Below are 20,190 nucleotides of genomic sequence, written 5' to 3' on the forward strand. Positions count from 1 at the left end.
GCGGCGGAGTTTATCGACTTTTGTCGCCGATCGCCCGCAAGTGCACGGCAAAACGTTCCGCCAGCCACCTTGCGGCAGGGCCGAGAGGTTCGTCGCGGCGCCAGACCAGTTCCACCACCAGCGCCGGCGGCGTCCATTCACTGTCCAGCTCAACCATCAGGCCCTGATAGGCCGAATACTGCACCACATGCCGGGGCAGCCACGCCCAGCCGAGATCCCGCACCAGCCATTCGGCCATCACATAGAAACTGTCGGCACGCCATACCTGCGGGCTGGCTGGCTCGTTGCCGGGATAGACGCTGGTTTGCGTCGACATCAGCAATTGCCGATGCTGCGCCAGCTGCTGGCAGGTGACGTAGGACTGCGTCGCCAACGGATGATTGATACCGCAGACGGTGACCATTTCCACCCGCCCCAAGACCCGACGTTCCAGCGCTTCGGGGATTTCATCGTGATAGAACAGCAGGCCCAGATCGGCACGGCGTTCGACCAGTTTGCGCGCCACTTCACCTTGGGCGGCGCTGGTCAGTTGCACTTCGAGGCTGGGAAATTGCCCGGCCAGCGCATCGAAGCTTTCCACCAGTGCCTGATAAGGCATGGCCTCGTCCTGGGCCACGCGCAACTGCGCTTCCTGACCGCGCATCATCGCCATCGCCCGACCGTTCAGACGCTCGCATTGACGCAACACTTCTCGCGCCTCTTCGAGCAGCGCCTCGCCGGCTTCGGTGAGTCGGGGCTGGCGACCACTGCTACGCTCGAACAGGCTGACGCCCAAATCGTCCTCCAGCATGGCAATCGCACTGCTGATCGCCGACTGCGCCTTGCGCTGCTGGCGCGCCACTGCAGAAAACGAGCGTTGCTCGGCGACGCTGACAAAAGCGCGCAGTTGTTCCAGATTCCACAGGGTATTCATGCTGCAACCCATCTTCAAAACAGATAGGTAATGACTTTACCCCATCTGGCGAATCACTAGAATGCCGCCTCAGCAAGCAACGTTTTACATGAGGATCTACACATGAACGCCTACGCCTTCCTGGCTATCGCCATCTGCGCCGAAGTGATCGCCACCGTTTCGATGAAAGCGGTCAAAGGCTTGAGCACCCCGCTGCCGCTGATTCTGGTGATCGTCGGCTACGGGATCGCCTTCTGGATGCTGACCCTCGTTGTCCGCACCGTGCCGGTGGGTGTCGCCTACGCCGTGTGGGCGGGCATGGGCATCGTCATGGTCAGCGTCGCGGCGCTGTTCATTTATGGGCAGAAACTGGACGTGCCAGCGATGCTCGGGATGGCGCTGATCGTGCTCGGCGTGGTGGTCATCCAGTTGTTCTCCAAGACCGCAGGGCATTGAAGAAAAAGATCGCAGCCTTCGGCAGCTCCTACAGGGATATGCATTCCAATGTAGGTGCTGCCGAAGGCTGCGATCTTTTTTCGCCTCTGAGCTCCGATCCCCGAGTCTGTATACTGCGCCCTCGTCTTGAACACTGAGGTCGTTGCATGCCATCCGTTATTTCCACCGACGTTCTGATTGTCGGCGCTGGTGTCGCCGGCCTCTGGCTGAACGCGCGTCTGCGCCGCCAGGGTTTTTCGACCGTGCTGGTGGAAAGCGCCAGCCTCGGCGGCGGGCAGAGTGTGAAGTCCCAGGGCATCATCCACGGTGGCGCCAAATACGCGCTGCACGGTGCACTGACCGGCGCCTCGGAAGCCATCGCCGACATGCCGCGCCGCTGGCGTGAGGCGCTGGCCGGCAACGGCGAGCTGGACCTGTCCGGCGTGCGCGTGCTGTCCGAAGCGCATTACCTGTGGTCGCCCGGCACCCTCGCCGGCAACCTCACCAGTTTCTTCGCCAGTAAAGCCGTGCGTGGCCGAGTCGATCAGGTCAAGGGCGATCAACTGCCGCCGGCGCTGCAAGACAAGCGCTTCAAGGGCAAGGTCTATCGCCTCGCCGAGTTGGTGGTCGACGTGCCGAGCCTGATCCAGCGCCTGGCCGATCTGGCCGGCGACGGTCTGCTCGCCGGGCAAAACATCGAGCCGCTGCTGGAGGCGGGCGTGCTGGTCGGCCTGAAGGTCGACGGTCGTGAAATCCACGCTCAGCGCATCGTGCTCAGCGCAGGGGCCGGCACCGCGCAGTTGCTGGAAGACCTGGGCCTGACCCAACCGGCGATGCAACGCCGACCGCTGCACATGATCATCGCCAAAGGCCCAAGCCTGAAGCCGTTGTACGCCCATTGCCTGGGTGGCGGCACCAAGCCGCGCATCACCGTCACGACTCACCCGGCCGCTGATGGCAACTGGGTCTGGTACCTGGGCGGCGACATTGCCGAGAGCGACGGGGTGGCCCGCGAGCCTGCCGAACAGATCGCCACCGCGCAGAAAGAACTCGGCCAATTGCTGCCGTGGATCGACCTGAGCCAGGTGCAATGGGCGACCTTGCGGGTGGATCGCGCCGAACCGCTGCAAACCGGTCTGACCCGCCCGGACAACGCTTTCCTTGCCGAGCAGGGTCGCCTGCTGGTGGGCTGGCCGACCAAACTGGCGCTGGCACCGGACTTTGCCGACCGGGTCATCGCCTCACTGGAGCGCGACGGCATTCAGCCGCAACCTGCCGAAGCATTGCCGGCGCTGCCAAAACCACCGATGGGCGTACCGGCCTGGGAGCAATTGTTGCCATGAGCGTAGCGACCCTGCACGAACTGCATCGCCCGCTGGGCAGCACCGGCCTGCTGGTGTCCCCGCTGGGCCTGGGCACGGTCAAGCTGGGCCGCGACCAGGGTGTGAAATACCCCAACGGTTTCCAGATCCCCGACGATGACGCGGCACGCTTGCTGCTCAAGCAGGCCAAAGGTTTGGGCATCAACCTGATCGACACTGCCCCGGCTTATGGCCGCAGCGAAGAACGCCTCGGCCCGTTGCTGCGCGGCCAGCGACAGGACTGGGTGATCGTCAGCAAGGTCGGTGAAGAGTTTGCCGACGGCCTGTCGCGCCATGACTTCAGTGCGGCGCATACACGGATGTCGGTCGAGCGTAGCCTGCGACGTCTTGAAACCGATTTTATCGACCTGGTGCTGGTGCACTCCGACGGCAACGATCTGGCGATCCTCGAGCACGAAGAGGTCTACGCCACCCTTGCCGCACTCAAGGCCGAGGGCAAGATTCGCGGGTTCGGTTTCTCCGGCAAAACCGTCGAAGGCGGGCTCAAGGCGCTGGAGCAAGGGGACTGCGCGATGGTCACCTACAATCTGAACGAACAGAACGAGAAGGCAGTCATTGACTATGCTGCTGCCCACGGCAAAGCCATTCTGGTGAAGAAGGCGTTGGCCAGCGGCCATGTGTGCCTGAGCCCAGGCGTGGATCCGGTACGCGCCAGCTTCGAGCTGTTGTTCCAGCAGCCCGGCGTGGCCAGTGCTATTGTCGGGACGATCAATCCGCTGCACCTCGCCCATAACGTTGCGACCGTTGCCCAGGTCCTTCGTGGTCACTGACGCCGCCCCGCGGCCTTAAGCAGGAGCCGACATGCCGCGTACGCTCATCAGAAAGAACCCGAGCAACTTCAAGACACTGCCGCTGTTCGTCGAGGCCACGCCCGAGGGTCTGAGCTATCAGAGCGTCGGCATGCCGCTGAATTTCGCCCAGACCTTGCAGCGGCGCAAACCGGTGAGCGTGGCGGATGCCGAGCGTTTCGCGGTGGAGCTGGCCAACCTCGGGGTCTCGGTGCGCCTGACCCTGCATTGGCAGAATCGCGACTACTGGGTGCTGGTGCGCCAGCGTCGGCAGGATCGCGGCGACGTGGTGCTCAAGCTGATTTCCGGTTACGTGCCAGCCCATGAGCTGAACATCCCGCTGCACACCGCGATTCAAGAGATTGCCGAAGAGTGCCTGCTGGAAACCCCGGAGGGCTGGCTCGGCGGGCGATTCAACGACACATGGCTGCCCGCGCCCTACTCGTCCGCCCTGCATTATCGCGAAGCGCTGCCGTTTCGCCTGACGCCGTTGTCCGGCTCGGCGCGGCCGGTGCGCTGCGCCAATCTGCAATTGCTCGAACGGCCCCGGGCCTATGTGCATTTGCCCACCGCGTCGCTGCAACTGATCTACGACCTGCGCCTGGAAGTACCAAAAGAAGCCAAATCGCTGAGCCTGTTTCATGTCGATGAGCGGCTGGAGGGTGATCAACTGGTGGCGCGCCTGGACCGCAAGCGTCCGGATCTGTACCTGATGCCGTTGCAGGACGGTGAGCCGCTGGCTGAGCTGTACACCTTGAAGAAAGGTCAGCTGTCTCCGGCCGGCACGCGCGGTCTGTATCTGGCCGAAAGTTTTGCCAGACAGGATGGCTGGCTGGTGCGCGAGGAGCGGATTCGCTGGAAGGACTGGCTGCGCCAGCAAGGCCTGACGCCGCCGGAGAAACCCACGGGCCTGGCGCGGTTGCGCGGCAAGGCGAAGCAACTGCTGAAGAAGATCGTACCGCGCAAGAAAGTCAGTTCCTGAAACGCAAAAGATCGCCGCTTGCGGCAGCTCCTGCAGGGAAGCGCATTCCAATGCAGAAGCTGCCGCAGGCGGCGATCTTTTTAGCTTGAATCAGTGACCGCGGATTTTCTCCACGATCGCCGTGGTCGAGCTGTTTTCCACCAGCCCCAGCACTTTCACCGTGCCGCCGTAAGCTTTGACGATGTCGGCGCCGACCACCTGGTCGATACCGTAATCACCACCCTTGACCAACACATCCGGTTTGACTTCGCGCAGCAGGTTTTCCGGGGTGCCTTCCGGGAAGCTGATCACCCAGTCCACCGCACCGAGGCCGGCGAGGACCGCCATGCGGCGGTCGACACTGTTGATCGGACGCCCCGGCCCTTTCAGGCGGCTGACCGAGGCGTCATCGTTGATCGCCACGATCAGACGGTCGCCCTGGGCGCGCGCCTGCTCGAGGTAGGTCACGTGCCCGGCGTGCAGAATGTCAAAGCAGCCATTGGTGAAGACGATGCGCTCGTTATGCGCGCGAGCATCGGCCACTGCCAGTACCAGTTGCTCCAGCCCCAGCACACCGCGTTCCGAACCTTCTTCACGCTGGATCGCGCGACGCAGTTCCGGAGCGCTGATCGCTGCAGTACCGAGCTTGCCGACCACAATACCGGCGGCCAGGTTGGCCAGCGCCACCGCGTGCGGCAGTTCTTCACCGGCAGCAATTGCCGCCGCGAGGGTGGAAATCACCGTGTCACCGGCACCGGTCACATCGAACACTTCACGGGCACGGGCCGGCAGGTGCAACGCCGGATGCTCCGGACGCAGCAGGGTCATGCCGTGTTCGCCACGGGTGACCAGCAGCGCGCCGAGTTCGAGATCGTGCATCAGGGCGGCGCCCTTGCTCACCAGCTCGTGCTCATCGGCGCAACCACCGACGATGGCTTCGAATTCGCTGAGGTTCGGCGTGATCAGGCTGGCGCCACGGTAAATCGAAAAATCCTTGCCCTTGGGATCGGCCAGCACCGGAATGCCTTTGGCCCGGGCCGCCTGAATCAGGGCCTGATGGTTCTTCAGCGCGCCTTTGCCGTAGTCCGACAGCACCAGCACTTTGATGCCCTCGAGCAGATCATCGACCTGCGAGGCCAGGGCCAGCGCATCGGTGGCAAACGGTTCTTCGAAGTCGATACGCAGCAATTGCTGGTGCCGGCTCATGACCCGCAGTTTGACGATGGTCGGCTGATGCGCGATGCGCTGGAACAGGGCACGCACGCCCGCGCCCTTGAGACTGTTGCTCAGGCTGTCGGCGGCTTCGTCATCACCGGTCACACCGACCAGCGACGCCGGCGCACCCAGCGCGGCAATGTTCAAGGCAACGTTGGCAGCACCGCCCGGACGGTCTTCGATTTGCTCGACTTTTACGACCGGAACCGGTGCCTCAGGGGAAATCCGTGAGGTTCCACCATGCCAGTAACGGTCGAGCATGACATCGCCGACCACCAAGACTGGGGCTTGATCGAATCGCGGCATGGACAACTTCATGGAGCAACCCACATACAAAATGAACAGGGGCGCGATATTAACACAGGGTTGGCGCAGGCTTGAGTGCAGCCTGCAACAGGATGAAACAGTCCGTCACTTTGCTCATTTTTTGAGCACCAGCGCCGCCAGTTGCTCACAGGATTCGGACAACTCCAGCGCCTCGGTGTCGATCTGCCACTCGGCTGCCAATGGCGCTTCGTAAGGACTGTCCACGCCCGTCAAGTGCTTGATCCTTCCTTCCCGCACGGCCTGATACAAACCTTTCGGATCGCGACGGGCGCAGACTTCGAGCGAAGTGCTGACGTGCACTTCAATGAACTCATCCTGCGCAAACAGCCTGCGCGCAGCGTCGCGCTCGGTGCGGAACGGCGAAATGGCCGCAACGATCACAATCAGCCCGGCGTCGACCATCAACCGCGCCACCTCAGCCATACGCCGGATGTTTTCCCGGCGGCAGAGGTCGCTCATGCCCAGGTCGCGGCACAGGCCATTGCGCACATTGTCGCCATCGAGCAGAAAGGTGTGCAGACCCGACGCATGCAGGTGCAGTTCGAGGGCATTGGCCAAGGTTGACTTACCGGCGCCGGAAAATCCGGTCAGCCACAGGCAGCGTGGGCGTTGCGCCTTGAGCGCTGCGCGGGCCTGATGTGACAACGCCAGACCGTAAGGCCGAATGGCCGGGGCTTGCATCGGCATTGACAGGTACTCATTCATAACCGAGCAACTCGTAATCACGCTGATAAACCCGACGCACCAGACGCCGGGTGCGCACCGTACAGAACTCCCGCGCCGGCATCGTTTGCCTTTCCCGCGAGCCGTTGACGTGAGGCAACTCGCCAGTCAGCCCCAACTGTTCGCAAACCAGACGAAAATCCCGCGCCAGATGCTCCTGATAACCGATGAAGTCCAGCGCCAGATGCCCCAGCGAATCGGTAAGAAAGTCGGTCTGTGCCGCAAAGTGCAATTGCCGGGCAATCGTTTCCGGATGCAGCCAGCGTGCGACAAAATCGTCGAAATCCCGGTACTGCCGCACCAACTGCTGCGCCGAATGGTCACGCGCGCTCAACTCGTTGCCACGCAAAAAGGCGTAGGCCGAATAGGCGCGCTCCAGCGGGTCGCGGACAAAGGCGAACTTGAAGGCGTTGGCGAACTGCTCGGGGAATTGCTCTTCGTACCAGTACAACGGCAAGTGCCCGGGACGCCAGCCGTCGAACAACGCCGTGCAAACGCTGCTGCCGGCACATTTCGGGACATGGATGAACAGGCAGGAGCGCTGCTGGAAGGGCTGGGGAAACGTCAGGTTGGCCGACATCGACTTGTTCACCACCTGCCGATCGACCACCGACAGGCGCCCGAGCAGAAAGGCTCGCTGCGGCTTGGGCAGCAGTTTCCAGAGATAGCGTTGCAACATGAAAGCACCCGCGCGACGGGGATGGCCCCCTCGATAAAAGTCAGAGTTCAGTGAGGAACCTTAACAAGCGCGGTGTCCGGATTTATTCCGGTTTGGTCAAGAAGGGTAAAGGTCTGGATACAAACGACTGTGGGAGCGAGCCTGCTCGCGATAGCGGGTGAACATGCGACACGGACGTCGTCTGTTGCAGTGCTTTCGCGAGCAGGCTCGCTCCCACAGGGCAGGGCCTGGAATCAGGCGATATCTTCGGCCGGCGCATCCAGGCCCATGGCGTTGAGGCGCGCGTAGTAACCATTTTGCGCCAGCAACTGATCATGGGTACCACGCTCGACAATCCGCCCCTGATCCATGACCAGAATCAGATCGGCCTTCTCGATGGTCGACAGACGGTGAGCGATCACCAGTGTGGTGCGACCCTTCATCACCTGATCCAGCGCGGCCTGAATATGCCGTTCGGATTCGGTGTCGAGCGCGGAAGTAGCCTCGTCGAGAATCAGCAACGGCGCGTTCTTGAGCAGCGCGCGGGCAATTGCCAGACGCTGGCGCTGGCCACCGGAAAGCAAGACGCCGTTCTCGCCGACCTGGGTGTCCAGGCCTTGCGGCAGTTGCGAAATGAAGTCCATCGCGTAGGCATCACGCGCGGCTTTCTCGATGTCTTCACGTGGCGCACCGGCCAGATCGCCATAAGCGATGTTATTGGCCACGGTGTCGCTGAACAGGGTGACGTGCTGGGTCACCTGGGCGATATGACGGCGCAGGTTGAGCAGCTTGTATTGCTCGATTTCCACATCGTCGATAAGGATTTCGCCCTTGTCGTGGTGATAGAAACGTGGAATCAGGTTGGCCAGCGTTGACTTGCCGCTGCCGGAACGGCCGACCAGCGCGACCATCTGTCCCGGCTGGACCGAGAAGCTGATGTCGTCGAGCACCTGACGCTCGGTGCCCGGGTAGGTGAAGCTCAGGTTGCGCACGTCCAGGCGACCGCTCACCGAATCGCGCTCGACGGTGCCCGTATCGACTTCCGGCTCGACGTCCAGTTGCTCGAAGATGCTTTCGGCACCGGCCACGCCTTTCTGGATGGTCGAGCTGACCTCGGACAATTGACGGATCGGCTTGGGCAGCAGACCTGCCAGGGTGATGTAGGCGACCATGTCACCGGCCGAGGCGTCACCGCGCAGGAACAGCACGAGGAACATCAGCACCGCCATGGCGGTGTAGATCACCAGTTGCAGCATCGGCGTGTAGATTGCGCCGGTACGGGTCATGCGCAGTTGCTTGTCGGTGTTGCTCTGGCTGGCGTTGAGGAAACGTTGCTCTTCGTAAGCCTCGCCGCCGAAGCTGCGCACCACGCGATAACCCTGGATGGTTTCCGAGGCCACATGCGTGACATCGCCCATCGCCAGCTGGATCTTCTTGCTCTGCTTGCGGAATTTCTTGCTGGCGGTGCGCACCATTACGGCGATGAGCGGCAGGATCGCGACCATCACCAGGGTCAGCTTCCAGTTCATGAACAGCAGCGAGGCAAACAGGAAGATCACCGTCATGCCTTCACGGATTACGACCTTGATCGCATCTGTTGCCGCCCCCGTGACCATGGTCACGTTGAAGGTGATACGCGAAATCAGATGACCGGAGTTATGCTTGTCGAAATAGCGGTTGGGCAGCACCAGCAGGTTGTTGAACAACTGCACACGCAAGTCATGCACCAGCCCGAGGGAAACCTTGGCCAGGAAGTAGTTGCCCAGATACGAGCCCAGCCCCTGCCACGCGGCGATCAGAATGATCAGCAGCGGGACGGCCTGCAGCAGTTGCAGGTCACGCAGGTAGGGCACAGAGGGAAACAGCACCGCTTCAGGATTGGACAGGCCATCGACAAAGTACTTGAGGATGTAGCCGAGCATCGGCTGCGTCGAGGCGAAAATCAGAAAGCCGACGATGCTGATCAGGAACAGACTGATGTACGGCCGGACGTAGCCGAGCAGGCGGAAGTAGATTTTCAAGCTCGAAGGGCTTGCGGCGGGACTGGAGTCGGTCATATCACGCGAAAGTCGATAAAAAGGACGCTGACTTTAGCACAGCTTCTTCAGGGTTCTGGCAATCGGCGAAAGGCTGTTATTGTTATGCACCTTTTCTGCATCAAATAGCCATCACTCGAATGGTCGATCAACCTCAGGAATGAATCTCACAGCATGCAACTTCGCGGCTTCAGCGGTACGTCCAATCGAGTTTTCGATTTCATTAGCCTGTGGATACTCCCCACCGGTTATTTCCTGCTCCTGTGCGCGCTGTTCTTTTTGCCGGGTCGAAGCCTTCATCACAAGTTGTTCTACGGGCTGTTCAGCATCCCGACACTGATCGCACTGTGCCTGCGCCCGCGTGAGCTCAAGGAGCTGCTGCGCGAGCCGATTTTCATCGCGGCCCTGCTGTTCGCTGCGTGGGCGTTGCTCAGCCTCGCCTGGGGGCCAGGCGGCGAGCCGCTCGGCGGAATGTTCAAGCCGCCACTGCATACCTTGCTGCTGTTTGCCGGCTGCTACCTGCTGGTGCGCTACCGCGCCGACATCCTGCAACCCTTGCTGTTCGGCGCAGCGCTGGTCGCCCTGATTGCAACCACCATTTTCCTGTTCATGTTCGCCCGGATCTATGAACCGGGGATGCGCCTGATTGGCGGCGGCGCCTTCGATAATCCGCTGCTCAGCTCTCACCTGTTCGGGTTCTTCAGCGCCTACTGGCTGAGCGTGACCATGACCTGCAAGCGCCGCCAGATGATGTGGCTCAGCGTACCGGCGATGGCCGTCATGTTCATGGCGGTGATCGGCACCGGTTCCAGAACGCCGCTGGTAGCACTGACCATGGCCGCGTTGTGGCTGTGTTTCATTTGCTGGAACCGACGTTCGGTAGGGTTATTGATCGCGCTGGCCCTGAGCGGCGCGACCGTTCTGACCCTGTTTGCGCAGATGATCATTGAACGAGGCGATTCCTACCGCCTGGAAATCTGGCAGAAAGTGCTGCACATGATTGCTGATCACCCCTGGATCGGCCATGGCTACAGCGCCAGCCTTTCCGTCGACCCCGGCAACGGTGTCAGTTTTCAGGAGCCGCACAGTTTTGTCCTGGGGGTCCTGTATTACGTCGGCATCATCGGCCTGCTGCCATGGCTGTTTTTCCTGCTATGGGGCCTGCTGAGCAGTTGGCGTCAGCGTGTACAGCCCATGCTGATCATTGCTTCGACCTGGCTGATATTCGGTATCGGCGCAGGCCTGACAGAGGGTGGCGGGATCATTTCGCGGCCCAAGGAGCACTGGTTCCTGCTGTGGATCCCGCTGGCACTGATCGCGGCGCTGAGCATCAATCAACGCGCGCGGCGCCTGTTGACCCTGCCCGTGCAAAAGCTGTCGGTGACAGGCCTTGAGCAATTGAGCCGCGAAGCCCGGATCATCGAAGAAGACGGCCTGGGCCCGAAAGTCCTGTGCCTGAGCGATGGCAGCTTCCTCAAACTGTTCCGTCGCCGCCGCTGGTACACCTCCGGCAGTTTCAACCCCTACTCCGAGCGGTTCGCAGTCAACAGCGAACAACTGCGCCAGATGGGAATTCCCACCCCGCAAGTATTGAACGTTTACCGTCTCGATGATGGCAGCAGTGCCGTGCATTACGCACCGTTGCCTGGCCACACCCTGCGTCAGGTACTGCAGAGCATTACCGCCCCGGCGGTGCGTCAGGCGTTGATCGAACGCTTCGGCAAATTCATGGCGCAATTGCATGAGAAAGGCGTGTACTTCCGCTCGCTGCACCTGGGCAACGTACTGGTACTGGAAGATGGCGAGTTCGGCTTGATTGATTTGGCCGACCTGCGCATCTACCCGACCCCGCTCAGCCTTTCGATGCGTCAACGCAATTTGCGTCATATGCAACGTTACACTGTCGACAAACGCTGGCTGTTCGAGGATCACCTCGATGCCCTGCTCCAGGGATATGCTGTGACGGCGTCCAAATCCGCAGTTGAAAACCTGCACAGGCAAGTGCTGGCCGGCAACGCCCCGGCCCGAGTTCAGTGATGATCGAAACCAATCCTCTTATTGCGCTGGCAGCCTACCTGCTGGCCATCGTCACCTCCGCGCTCCTGTTGCGCGCGGTGCCGAAAATTGCTCGGCACCTGCAGCATTCCGGCGAAAGCCGCTATGCGAGCATCGACGGTCTGCGCGGCTATCTGGCGTTTGGTGTGTTCGTGCACCATTCGATCATTACCTGGATCTTCTTGCGCACCGGCGTGATCGACTTCCCTCCGAGCAACTTCTATTCGATGCTGGGCCAGGGCAGCGTCGCGCTGTTCTTCATGATCACTGGGTTCCTGTTCTGGAGCCGCTTGCTCGCGCAAGGCCGCAACCATGACTGGCTGGCGTTCGGCGTCTCACGGGTATTTCGTCTGTACCCGCTGTACCTGCCATTGATGCTGCTGGTGTTCGTCTCGATCTTCCACTTGCAGAGCTGGCAGCTGAAAGAGCCGGGGCTGGAAGTGCTCAAGCAGGTTCTCGCCTGGCTGACGTTCGACCGCCCGGACATCAACCAGTACCGACACTCCGGCATGCTGATATCCAACGTCACCTGGACGCTGGCCTATGAAGTGTTTTTCTACCTGGCACTGCCATTGGCCGGACTGGTGTTCATCTACCGCGGCAGTTGGTTGCAAGTGGTGCTGTGCCTGATCGGCATCTACGCGCTGTACCAGATCATCGGTTGGGAGCATTCGCTGAAGAAACACTTTCTGGCGAGCTTCCTCGGCGGTATCGCCGCCGCGTACTGGATTCGCCGCCCGGCGCTCGTGGCATGGAGCCAGTCACGCCTGGCGAGCATCATCGCCGTGCTCGCGCTGGTGATTGCGTTCACCGCGTTCAGTCGGGCGTTCAAGACTGCGCCGCTGTTTTTGCTGACGCTGTTTTTCGTGATCGTGGCTTCCGGCAACAGCCTGTTCGGCGCGCTGAAACCACGCAGTATTCGCTGGCTCGGCGAAATCAGCTACAGCACTTACCTGCTGCACGGTTTCGTCCTGTGGCTGATGGTGCAACGGCTGCCGCTGCTGCTGGATATCGATGCGCGGGAAACTTCGGTGTACCTGCCCCTGGTGGCGATCTGCACGTGCCTGCTGATTCTGATCAGCAGCGTGACCTTCCTCTATATCGAGCAACCGGGCATGGCTGCCGGCAAGAAGGTTGTGCATTGGTTGCGCCAGCGCCAGAAGGGCGAAAAGCGCCTGCCGGAGAAAGTCGCTCGCTGAGTGCGAGCGACCATGACCTCAGTCCTTTTCCAGCGGAGAAAAGAGCAAACGCCCCAAGCCGCGCCAGGTTTTCTTGTTCCAGGCCTTGAACGGGATCTGTGCCAGCAGTTCGCGGGCCAGCTTGCGATTGCGGTTGGCGGTCTTGAGGAACATCGAGTTCAGCGCCTTGAAGCGTACTTCGTCATACAGCGGATGATCGCTGAACAGCGCATAGGTGCGCAGAATATTCTCGATCATGAAGCGATGGTTCTTGTACGAGTTGGTGGCGTGCTTGCGGTAACGCGCCATCACCACATTCAGACCATCGATGAAGTAACCGGCGCGGGTCACCTTCAGCTCGATGTACAGGTCCTCAAGGCGAATCGTCGGATCGAACCCGCCCACCTTGTCCAGCGCCTCACGACGGATCATCAGTGTTGGCGCCGGCGGATATGGCTTGCGCTCAAGGAACATATCGTCGAAATCCAGACGGCGGAACGGCACGTCACGGCGCTGACGCTTCTCCGGGTAAAGGCTGCCATCGGCGTGCATCAATTCGATGTTGCCGGCGCAGATCCCGACTTCGGGCTTGCCGGCCATGTACGCCACCTGGGTGGCGATTCTCTCCGGGTACATGATGTCGTCGGAGCCGAATGGCACGATCAGGCTGCCCTTCGAACGGGCGATAGCGCCATTGAGGGTATTGGTCAGGCCCTGATTCTGCTGCACACGAAAATCGAAACCGTACTGCGCCTGCAATGCGCTGATGCGTTCGACACTGTCATCCTTCGAGCCATCATCGACCACCAGCAGCTCAATGTTCTTGTAGGTCTGATTGAGGACGCTGAGGATGCTTTCCTCGATATACGGGCCGTGGTTGTACGAAGCGATGATCACCGTGACGAGGGCGTTGGCTTCACTCATGACTTGCTCTTCGCTCACGGCTGCTCCTTGCGGGCCTGTTCCAGGCCAGAATCGATCAAGTCCAGGTATTGCTGACGGAACACCTCGATGTCGTGTTGTTCCTGCAGGTAGCGATAAGCCTGCTCGCCCTTGGCCTTGAGTTCTTCATCCGATAGCGCGAGATAGTTGTCCAGCGCGGCGACCAGACTCGGTACATCCTTGGGTGTAATCGCCAAGCCACCGGCGCCTTCGATCAGCGGCAACATGGCCGGCACATTCGAGGCGATCACCGGCAGGTGTCCGCTCATGCCTTCGAGCAACGCCAGACCGAGGCCCTCGGCCAGCGACGGCATGATCCAGATGTCGAACGCACGCACGTATTGCAGGGCGTTTTCCTTGAAGCCCAGCAAGTGCGCACGCCCGCTCAGGCCCAGTTGTTCGATCTCGGCCGCCAGCGGCGCCTGCAGGCGCCCTGCTCCGATGATCGCCAATTGAGTGTTCGGGTATTTGTCTTTCAGCGCGGCAAAGGCTTGTAGCAGATAGGTGTGGCCCTTGACCGATACCAACCGCCCCAGCGCGCCAATCAAACGCACAGTCGGGTCGAGGCCCAACAACTCGCGGGCTTTGTCGCGGCTGTGCTGCAAGCCCTCGGCCTGCTCGATGTCGATGGCATTGGTAATGGCGTAGGTGTTCTGATCGGTGAAGCCGCAATCGCAATCGAGCAGGTACTGTTTGACCGCCGGTGACACGCCGACAAAGCGCCAGTGCCGATCGATCAGACGCTGGGTCTGACGACGTCGGTAAAAGCGGTCGTATTCGCCGAAACCGTGGGAGATGCCAATGCACAGCGGCACCTTCAACCAGCGATTGAGCGCCAGCATCATATTCACCGGCTTGAAGCGGTTGCAGATCACCACATCGAACTTTTCCCGACGGCAGAACTTGTACAGCTGCCACATCGCCCGCAGGCGCATGCCTTTGAGCGACTTGTCGGAAAACTCGAAGTACACCGAACGGTCAGCCCGGCTCACCGGCTCGCCCGGCCCCGGTTTGCCGCGCAGGAACGCCGCCGTGACTTCATAGCGATCAGCCGGTAACGCCTTGACGATCTGCTCGGCCAGGTCGGCGAAATCATGGGCTTTGACGTTGTAGTCGGGTTGCAGCTGCAACACCTTGGACCGTTGACTCATGACTCTCCCCGCTGATCGCCCGGTTCACCGTGCTTCAATAACCAGAACAATTCCTGGCGTCTGACCGCTTTTCGAAAAAACTCGTTTTCCCCGTATACCGAGGATGTCCGCCCGGCGAGCAGGCGCTGAATCACGCGGCGCAGGCGGCGCTTGAATGGCGCCGGTGGCTGCAGGTCATGCATCATGCCCAGCGCCATGGCCTTGTCCCGCTGTTGTTCAAGGGACAGCGACAGGCACAGCGGCTGCATCGGCACCGCCGCATCGAAGGCCGGCGGCAAGGCAATGCCCTGCCCGGTATTGCCCATCGGCCAGCGGTCGTTGTCGTGCAAATGGTTGGCGTAACCGAGCAACGTCGGCTGCCAGTCGAGACTTTGGAGCGCCTGCAAAACCGCTTGCTGGGCGCAGATATGATCGGGATGCGGATCAAGGGTCGGGTGCGGCAACACAATCACGTCCGGACGGGCGCGCAGCAGCACTTCACGCAGGTCGGCCAGCAGGTTGTTCCAGGTCGGCGCACCATCGGCGTCGCCCGGCAGAGTGAACGGATTCAACTGACGAAACAGGCGAGTGTCATTCAAGTCCGCTTCGCGCGAACCTACCGCCTGATTCGGCGCAGCTTGCATCGCGGCCAGTTGCAGACAGAAGTAACCGAGTTGCACGCAGTGTTCCTGCGCAACCCCGGCCCAACGCGGCACGGCTAGACTGTCCCAAGCCCGCAGGCGACCCTTGAGTCGCGCCGCTTCGACCTTGTTCAGGCCCATCTGCTCATAGTGCTCGGCTTCGATCTCGCCTGCGGTCAGGGTGACAATCCAGGCTTCATCGGCCTGACTGTACAAACCGTAGGCCGCCAGCTCGGCGTCGTCGGCGTGTGGTGCAATCACCATCACCCGTTGACGGCGGTAGTCCGGTTGCTCCAGTGCCCACAAAACAGGCTCGCCAGAGACCCGGCAAAAGCGCCCGCGCAAACGCAACTGACCTTGCGACAGGGTTTGTGCCTGACCGCTGAGGTTCAGGTAACGCTGGCCATTGACCCCGCGTTCGAAGGTTTGCGCATCCGGATTCGCCCCGCCGAGCAGTTCGACGCGCGGATCGAGGAAACGTCCCAGCCAAGTGCTTTTAACCTTTACCGCGAGGATCAACGTCGCTTCGTCGACCAGCATCACACCTTCATCCAGACGCAATTGTTCGCCGTTCAGATGCACCTTCGGCTGCGGTGTAAACGGCGGAAAGCTGTACTGGTAATCGTCTTTCGGCGAATAGAACAGGTGATCGGCAAACCACGCTTCATGGGCGACCCAGCCAACCACTGCAAGCACCAGCGGCAACCACCACGCGACCAGTACACCGAGCGCGATCAACACGATCAGGGCGATCAGCAAGGTGACGCGCTTGTTGCGGCGATGACGCTTGAGCAGTTGCTGTTTGCGGCTCATGGGCTGACTCATACGGTGAACACCGGCACGGGGTTGCACCAGCGATCCTTGTATTCACGGTCGGCGCGACCGAAGGAAAACCGCAGCGGCTTGTTCAGTGCTCGCGCCTGTTCCCAGGCGCTTTGCGTATTGAGGAAGCTCAACACGCTGCCAGGGCTGAATTCGCGGGTTTCGGGGTCGACGCCGCCGTTGATGTACTCGACGCTGATCCACTCCGGCGCTTCGACGCGGTACACCAGTTGAATGGCGATCGGCGCATCATTGAGGAAAATCACCGAGCCGATCAACAGTTCGCGCAGCAGCTCGATGACTTCGCCCATACGCGCCGCGCCGGTGGCCGGAAAGCCCCAGCGGCGCTGGAACAGATCACAGTAGATCGCCGCCAGTTCGGCACTGGAAAACTCACTGACCGGACGCACCAGTCCACCCGCCTCTTCCAGCAAGCGCAGTTCGCGGCGCTGGTTGTAGCGAAACTTCTTCGACAATTCTTCGGGGGTGCGGGCCATGGCCAGTTGTTCGGTCTGCAACTTGAGGCCGCTGAAGCGGTTTTCGTTGAGCGCCGACAGATAGCGTGCGCGATGGCGCAGCGGCGCCTGGGCATCGGCGGCGGCCGGCAGGATCAACTCGGCATTGCCGAGGTCGAACAGGCCTTTCTTGCCGTTGCGCTTGAGCACATCTTTGGACAGCGCCAAATCACGGCCCCAGGTCGGGATTGCCGCTTTGACTTCGCCGCCTTGCTCCCAGGCCAGATAACGCACCGGGATGCCGGCCAGATCAGCCAGACGCTCGACGACCAAAGGATGCGTCGCGACGCTGCCGCCAAAACGCTGCCAGGCGGTGGCATAGGTGGAGGCGTCAACGGGCGACCAGCCACGTTCGCGCCAGCCTTGAAATCGGTTGAGCATCAGCCCCTCGGTGCCAGATCGGTAACTTGCGGCAGACGCCAGAAGGTGTCGCGCACCGCACGGTCGGAGAAACGCTCACGCAGGCGATCGAGCATCAGCTCGGCGCACTGCCGGCGTTGCTGATCATCCATACCGGCCAAATGTTGCAGGCCTTGTGCAAGGTGTTCGGCATCGCCCAGCGGAAACAGAATGCCCACGCCTTCGACCACTTCCTTGGCCCCGCCACAGGCAGTGGCGAGTAACGGCACGCCGGCGGCCATGGCTTCGAGCAGCACCATGCCGAACGGTTCGTGATCGGAGCTCAAGGCGAACACATCGAAGGCGCGGAAGTAATTGCGCGCGTCCGGCACCTGACCGAGAAACAGCACCCGGTCACCGATGCCCAGTTCGCGCGCCAGCTCCTTGAGGTCCTGCTCCAGACGGCCCTTGCCGAGAATCACCAGCTGACTGTTGCCCGGCAAACCCGGCAACGCTGCAGCAAAACCGTGCAGCAACGTGGCCTGATCCTTGTCCGGGTGCAGCCGTCCAACGTTGCCGACAATGAACGCATCAGCCGCCAGACCGAGGGTCTCGCGGGCCTCGCGGGCCGACACCTGACTGGCCTGCAAGGCCGGCACATCGATGCGGTTGTACAAGGTCTGGATGCGGGTCGACGGCCATTTCGGCAGGCAGCGCCGCATGTCGTCGCGTACTGCGTCGGAGACGCCGAGCAGGCTCAGACGCTTGCGAAAAATGTGCGCGAACAGCTTGCGCGTGCCGCGTTTGTAATCGTCAAACGCGTGGTGCACGCCAATCACCGGCAGCGACGTGCCGAGCAAGGCGATGTAGATCGGCTTGAAGCGATGGGCGATGCAGAAACTGAAATTGCGTGAAGCGGCGATCTTGCGCAGATCACCGATGGCGCCCAGCTTCAGGCCACGAATGGCCTTGGAGCTGTATTCCATGAACAACACTTCATCGGAAGCACACGCTGCGGCCACCTCGCCGTCGGCGGCCCCGGTCAGAAAGACCGTGGTCACCCGATAACCGGTGCCCGCGAACAGGCTGGCGTACTGCCGTGCGCAGTCGAGGAACGGCCCGTCATAGCCGTGACAGAACTGCAGCACATGGCGTTCAGCCGAGCGAGTCATAAGCGTTTGCGCCCTCTTTGACCACCAGAATGTCTTCCATGATCAGGTACTGCAGATCGGAGCCGAAGAACATGTTCAGGGCGTCGGTCGGCGAGCAGATCATCGGTTCACCACGACGGTTCAACGAGGTGTTCAACGACACGCCGTTGCCGGTGAGGTTTTCCAGTGCCTTCATCATGTCATAGTAGCGCGGGTTGTATTCGCGCTTCAGGACCTGGGCACGGGAAGTGCCGTCTTCGTGAACGACTTCCGGCACGCGGGTCTTCCATTCTTCCGCCACTTCGAAAGTGAAGGTCATGAACGGCGCCGGGTGATCGATCTTGATCATCTGCGGTGCCACGGTGTCGAGCATCGACGGGCAGAAAGGCCTCCAGCGCTCGCGGAACTTGATCTGGTGGTTGATCCGGTCAGCCACACCGGCCACGCTCGGGCAACCGATGATCGAACGACCGCCCAGTGCGCGCGGACCGAACTCCATGCGACCCTGGAACCAGGCCACCGGGTTGCCATCGACCATGATTTTGGCGATCTGCTCCGGCATGTTGTCGAGCTTGCGCCAGGTCGGCTTATTCTCGTGACGGGCGCACGCGGCGATCACGTCTTCGTTGCTGTACGACGGGCCGAGGTAGACGTGTTCCATCTTCTCGACCGGCACGCCACGGGCGTGGGACACATAGGCCGCAGCACCCACCGCGGTGCCGGCATCGCCGGACGCAGGCTGGACGAACAGTTCCTTGATGTCATCGCGGGCGATGATTTTCTGGTTCAGCTTGACGTTCAATGCACAGCCGCCAGCGAAGGCCAGTTTGCCGGTTTCCTTGAGCACATCGCCCAGGTAGTAGTCGATCATCTGCAACGCCAGTTTCTCGAACAGCGCTTGCATGCTCGCGGCGTAGTGGATGTAAGGTTCGTCGGCGATATCGCCTTCACGCTTCGGACCCAGCCACTCGATCAGCTTCGGCGAGAAGTAGAAGCCTTTGCCCTTCTCTTTGTAGCGACGCAGGCCGATCACGTTGGCGTAGTCGGTGTTGATCACCAGCTCGCCGTTCTCGAACGAGGCCAGACGCGAGAAATCGTATTTGCTGGCGTCACCGTACGGCGCCATGCCCATGACCTTGAACTCACCGTCGAGCATCTCGAAACCGAGGAACTCGGTGATCGCGCCATACAGGCCGCCGAGGGAGTCCGGATCGAAGAATTCCTTGATCTTGTGGATCTTGCCGTTTTCGCCGTAACCGAAAAAGGTAGTGGCGTACTCGCCCTTGCCGTCGATCCCGAGGATCGCGGTTTTCTCTTTGAAACCCGAGCAGTGGTAAGCGCTGGAGGCGTGAGCCAGATGGTGCTCGACCGGCTCGATCTTGATCTTCTTCGGATCAAAACCCAGTTGCTCCAGGCACCAGACGATCTTGTTGCGATAGCGCTTGTAGCGACGGTTGCCCATCAGGATCGCGTCGAGTGCGCGATCCGGCGCGTACCAGTAACGCTTGGCGTAGTGCCAGCGCGCCTTGCCGAACAGGCTGATCGGGGCGAACGGAATCGCCACCACGTCAACGTCGGAGGGCTTGATACCGGCCTGTTCCAGGCAGAACTTCGCCGATTCGTAGGGCATGCGGTTCTTTGCATGCTTATCGCGGACGAAGCGCTCTTCTTCAGCCGCCGCCACCAGCTTGCCGTCGATGTACAAGGCGGCTGAAGGGTCATGGCTAAGGGCGCCGGACAGGCCAAGAATCGTCAATGCCACAGGGTCTAGCCTCTTTAGTCTGCATTCAGGCGCGATGCGCCTTGAAAATTGATGTGCCCTCGCACCGGGCGAGAGACAGCTAAAGGGCGGGATTATAGCGTAAAGATGACGGGAATGACCCAGAGGTTAATTGACACGGGGAGAACGCTTTCGCCTTGCCTGAGCGACAGGCTGGCATGCCCACGCTCAGCGCCGTCCCTTCGCACACTTCCTGAAGAGTTTCCCTGGCGCAATAGCG

General features: G+C 61.1%; 17 protein-coding genes. 6 read left to right on the forward strand and 11 right to left on the reverse strand.

The window, feature by feature from the left end:
• Positions 1 to 10: 10 nt before the first annotated feature.
• Complete coding sequence (locus tag AB1J88_RS18180) at positions 11 to 913, reverse strand: LysR family transcriptional regulator (RefSeq protein WP_430291641.1); 903 nt, start codon at positions 911 to 913, stop codon at positions 11 to 13.
• 102 nt (positions 914 to 1,015) lie between these two features.
• Here AB1J88_RS18180 and AB1J88_RS18185 point away from each other — a divergent pair, with 102 nt between their 5' ends.
• The 4 genes from AB1J88_RS18185 to AB1J88_RS18200 all read left to right on the forward strand — a co-directional run bounded on the left by AB1J88_RS18185 (position 1,016) and on the right by AB1J88_RS18200 (position 4,479).
• Complete coding sequence (locus AB1J88_RS18185; RefSeq protein WP_003221050.1) at positions 1,016 to 1,348, forward strand: DMT family transporter; 333 nt, start codon at positions 1,016 to 1,018, stop codon at positions 1,346 to 1,348.
• A 146-nt stretch (positions 1,349 to 1,494) separates the two neighbouring features.
• Positions 1,495 to 2,670 carry an NAD(P)/FAD-dependent oxidoreductase gene (locus tag AB1J88_RS18190; protein ID WP_430291643.1) on the forward strand — a complete coding sequence of 392 codons (1,176 nt, stop codon included), beginning with the start codon at positions 1,495 to 1,497 and terminating at the stop codon, positions 2,668 to 2,670.
• A complete protein-coding gene (locus tag AB1J88_RS18195) occupies positions 2,667 to 3,479 on the forward strand; it encodes an aldo/keto reductase (protein WP_430291644.1) in 813 nt (270 codons plus the stop codon). Before AB1J88_RS18190 ends, AB1J88_RS18195 begins: the two co-directional genes overlap by 4 nt.
• Positions 3,480 to 3,510: 31 nt before the next feature.
• On the forward strand, positions 3,511 to 4,479 hold the full coding sequence (locus AB1J88_RS18200; protein WP_041065799.1) for a hypothetical protein: 969 nt from the start codon (positions 3,511 to 3,513) through the stop codon (positions 4,477 to 4,479).
• Between the two features lie 90 nt (positions 4,480 to 4,569).
• Here the strand turns inward: AB1J88_RS18200 and hldE are convergent, their stop codons facing one another.
• From hldE to msbA, 4 genes are all read right to left on the reverse strand, one after another.
• On the reverse strand, positions 4,570 to 5,991 hold the full coding sequence (gene hldE, locus AB1J88_RS18205; protein ID WP_041065802.1) for a bifunctional D-glycero-beta-D-manno-heptose-7-phosphate kinase/D-glycero-beta-D-manno-heptose 1-phosphate adenylyltransferase HldE: 1,422 nt from the start codon (positions 5,989 to 5,991) through the stop codon (positions 4,570 to 4,572).
• A 102-nt stretch (positions 5,992 to 6,093) separates the two neighbouring features.
• On the reverse strand, positions 6,094 to 6,705 hold the full coding sequence (cysC, locus tag AB1J88_RS18210) for an adenylyl-sulfate kinase (protein ID WP_430289965.1): 612 nt from the start codon (positions 6,703 to 6,705) through the stop codon (positions 6,094 to 6,096).
• Positions 6,698 to 7,402 carry a sulfotransferase family 2 domain-containing protein gene (locus tag AB1J88_RS18215; RefSeq protein WP_108181493.1) on the reverse strand — a complete coding sequence of 235 codons (705 nt, stop codon included), beginning with the start codon at positions 7,400 to 7,402 and terminating at the stop codon, positions 6,698 to 6,700. Before AB1J88_RS18215 ends, cysC begins: the two co-directional genes overlap by 8 nt.
• Positions 7,403 to 7,635: 233 nt before the next feature.
• Entirely contained in the window at positions 7,636 to 9,438 is a 1,803-nt protein-coding gene (gene msbA, locus AB1J88_RS18220; RefSeq protein WP_041065811.1) for a lipid A export permease/ATP-binding protein MsbA, read from the reverse strand.
• Between the two features lie 153 nt (positions 9,439 to 9,591).
• Here msbA and AB1J88_RS18225 point away from each other — a divergent pair, with 153 nt between their 5' ends.
• Complete coding sequence (locus tag AB1J88_RS18225; protein WP_430289964.1) at positions 9,592 to 11,454, forward strand: O-antigen ligase family protein; 1,863 nt, start codon at positions 9,592 to 9,594, stop codon at positions 11,452 to 11,454.
• On the forward strand, positions 11,454 to 12,671 hold the full coding sequence (locus AB1J88_RS18230; protein ID WP_108181491.1) for an acyltransferase family protein: 1,218 nt from the start codon (positions 11,454 to 11,456) through the stop codon (positions 12,669 to 12,671). Before AB1J88_RS18225 ends, AB1J88_RS18230 begins: the two co-directional genes overlap by 1 nt.
• An 18-nt stretch (positions 12,672 to 12,689) precedes the next feature.
• Here the strand turns inward: AB1J88_RS18230 and AB1J88_RS18235 are convergent, their stop codons facing one another.
• From AB1J88_RS18235 to AB1J88_RS18260, 6 genes are read right to left on the reverse strand one after another with little or no spacing between them, the layout of a single operon-like run.
• The gene (locus tag AB1J88_RS18235) at positions 12,690 to 13,574 is read right to left on the reverse strand and encodes a glycosyltransferase (protein ID WP_041065906.1); all 885 of its coding nucleotides are present in this window, start codon (positions 13,572 to 13,574) and stop codon (positions 12,690 to 12,692) included.
• Between the two features lie 14 nt (positions 13,575 to 13,588).
• Positions 13,589 to 14,743: a glycosyltransferase family 4 protein gene (locus AB1J88_RS18240; protein WP_430291645.1), complete on the reverse strand. Its 1,155-nt coding sequence runs from the start codon at positions 14,741 to 14,743 to the stop codon at positions 13,589 to 13,591.
• Entirely contained in the window at positions 14,740 to 16,176 is a 1,437-nt protein-coding gene (locus AB1J88_RS18245) for a PIG-L deacetylase family protein (protein ID WP_430291646.1), read from the reverse strand. Before AB1J88_RS18245 ends, AB1J88_RS18240 begins: the two co-directional genes overlap by 4 nt.
• An 8-nt stretch (positions 16,177 to 16,184) precedes the next feature.
• A complete protein-coding gene (locus AB1J88_RS18250; RefSeq protein ID WP_430291647.1) occupies positions 16,185 to 17,081 on the reverse strand; it encodes an antimicrobial resistance protein Mig-14 in 897 nt (298 codons plus the stop codon).
• A complete protein-coding gene (locus tag AB1J88_RS18255; protein ID WP_222017035.1) occupies positions 17,081 to 18,211 on the reverse strand; it encodes a glycosyltransferase in 1,131 nt (376 codons plus the stop codon). Before AB1J88_RS18255 ends, AB1J88_RS18250 begins: the two co-directional genes overlap by 1 nt.
• On the reverse strand, positions 18,195 to 19,952 hold the full coding sequence (locus AB1J88_RS18260) for a carbamoyltransferase family protein (protein ID WP_007967355.1): 1,758 nt from the start codon (positions 19,950 to 19,952) through the stop codon (positions 18,195 to 18,197). The genes AB1J88_RS18255 and AB1J88_RS18260 overlap by 17 nt, the downstream gene beginning before the upstream one ends.
• Between the last annotated feature and the right edge of the window lie 238 nt (positions 19,953 to 20,190).

This window comes from Pseudomonas sp. S8, from assembly GCF_050473925.1.
Lineage (GTDB): Bacteria > Pseudomonadota > Gammaproteobacteria > Pseudomonadales > Pseudomonadaceae > Aquipseudomonas > Aquipseudomonas parakoreensis.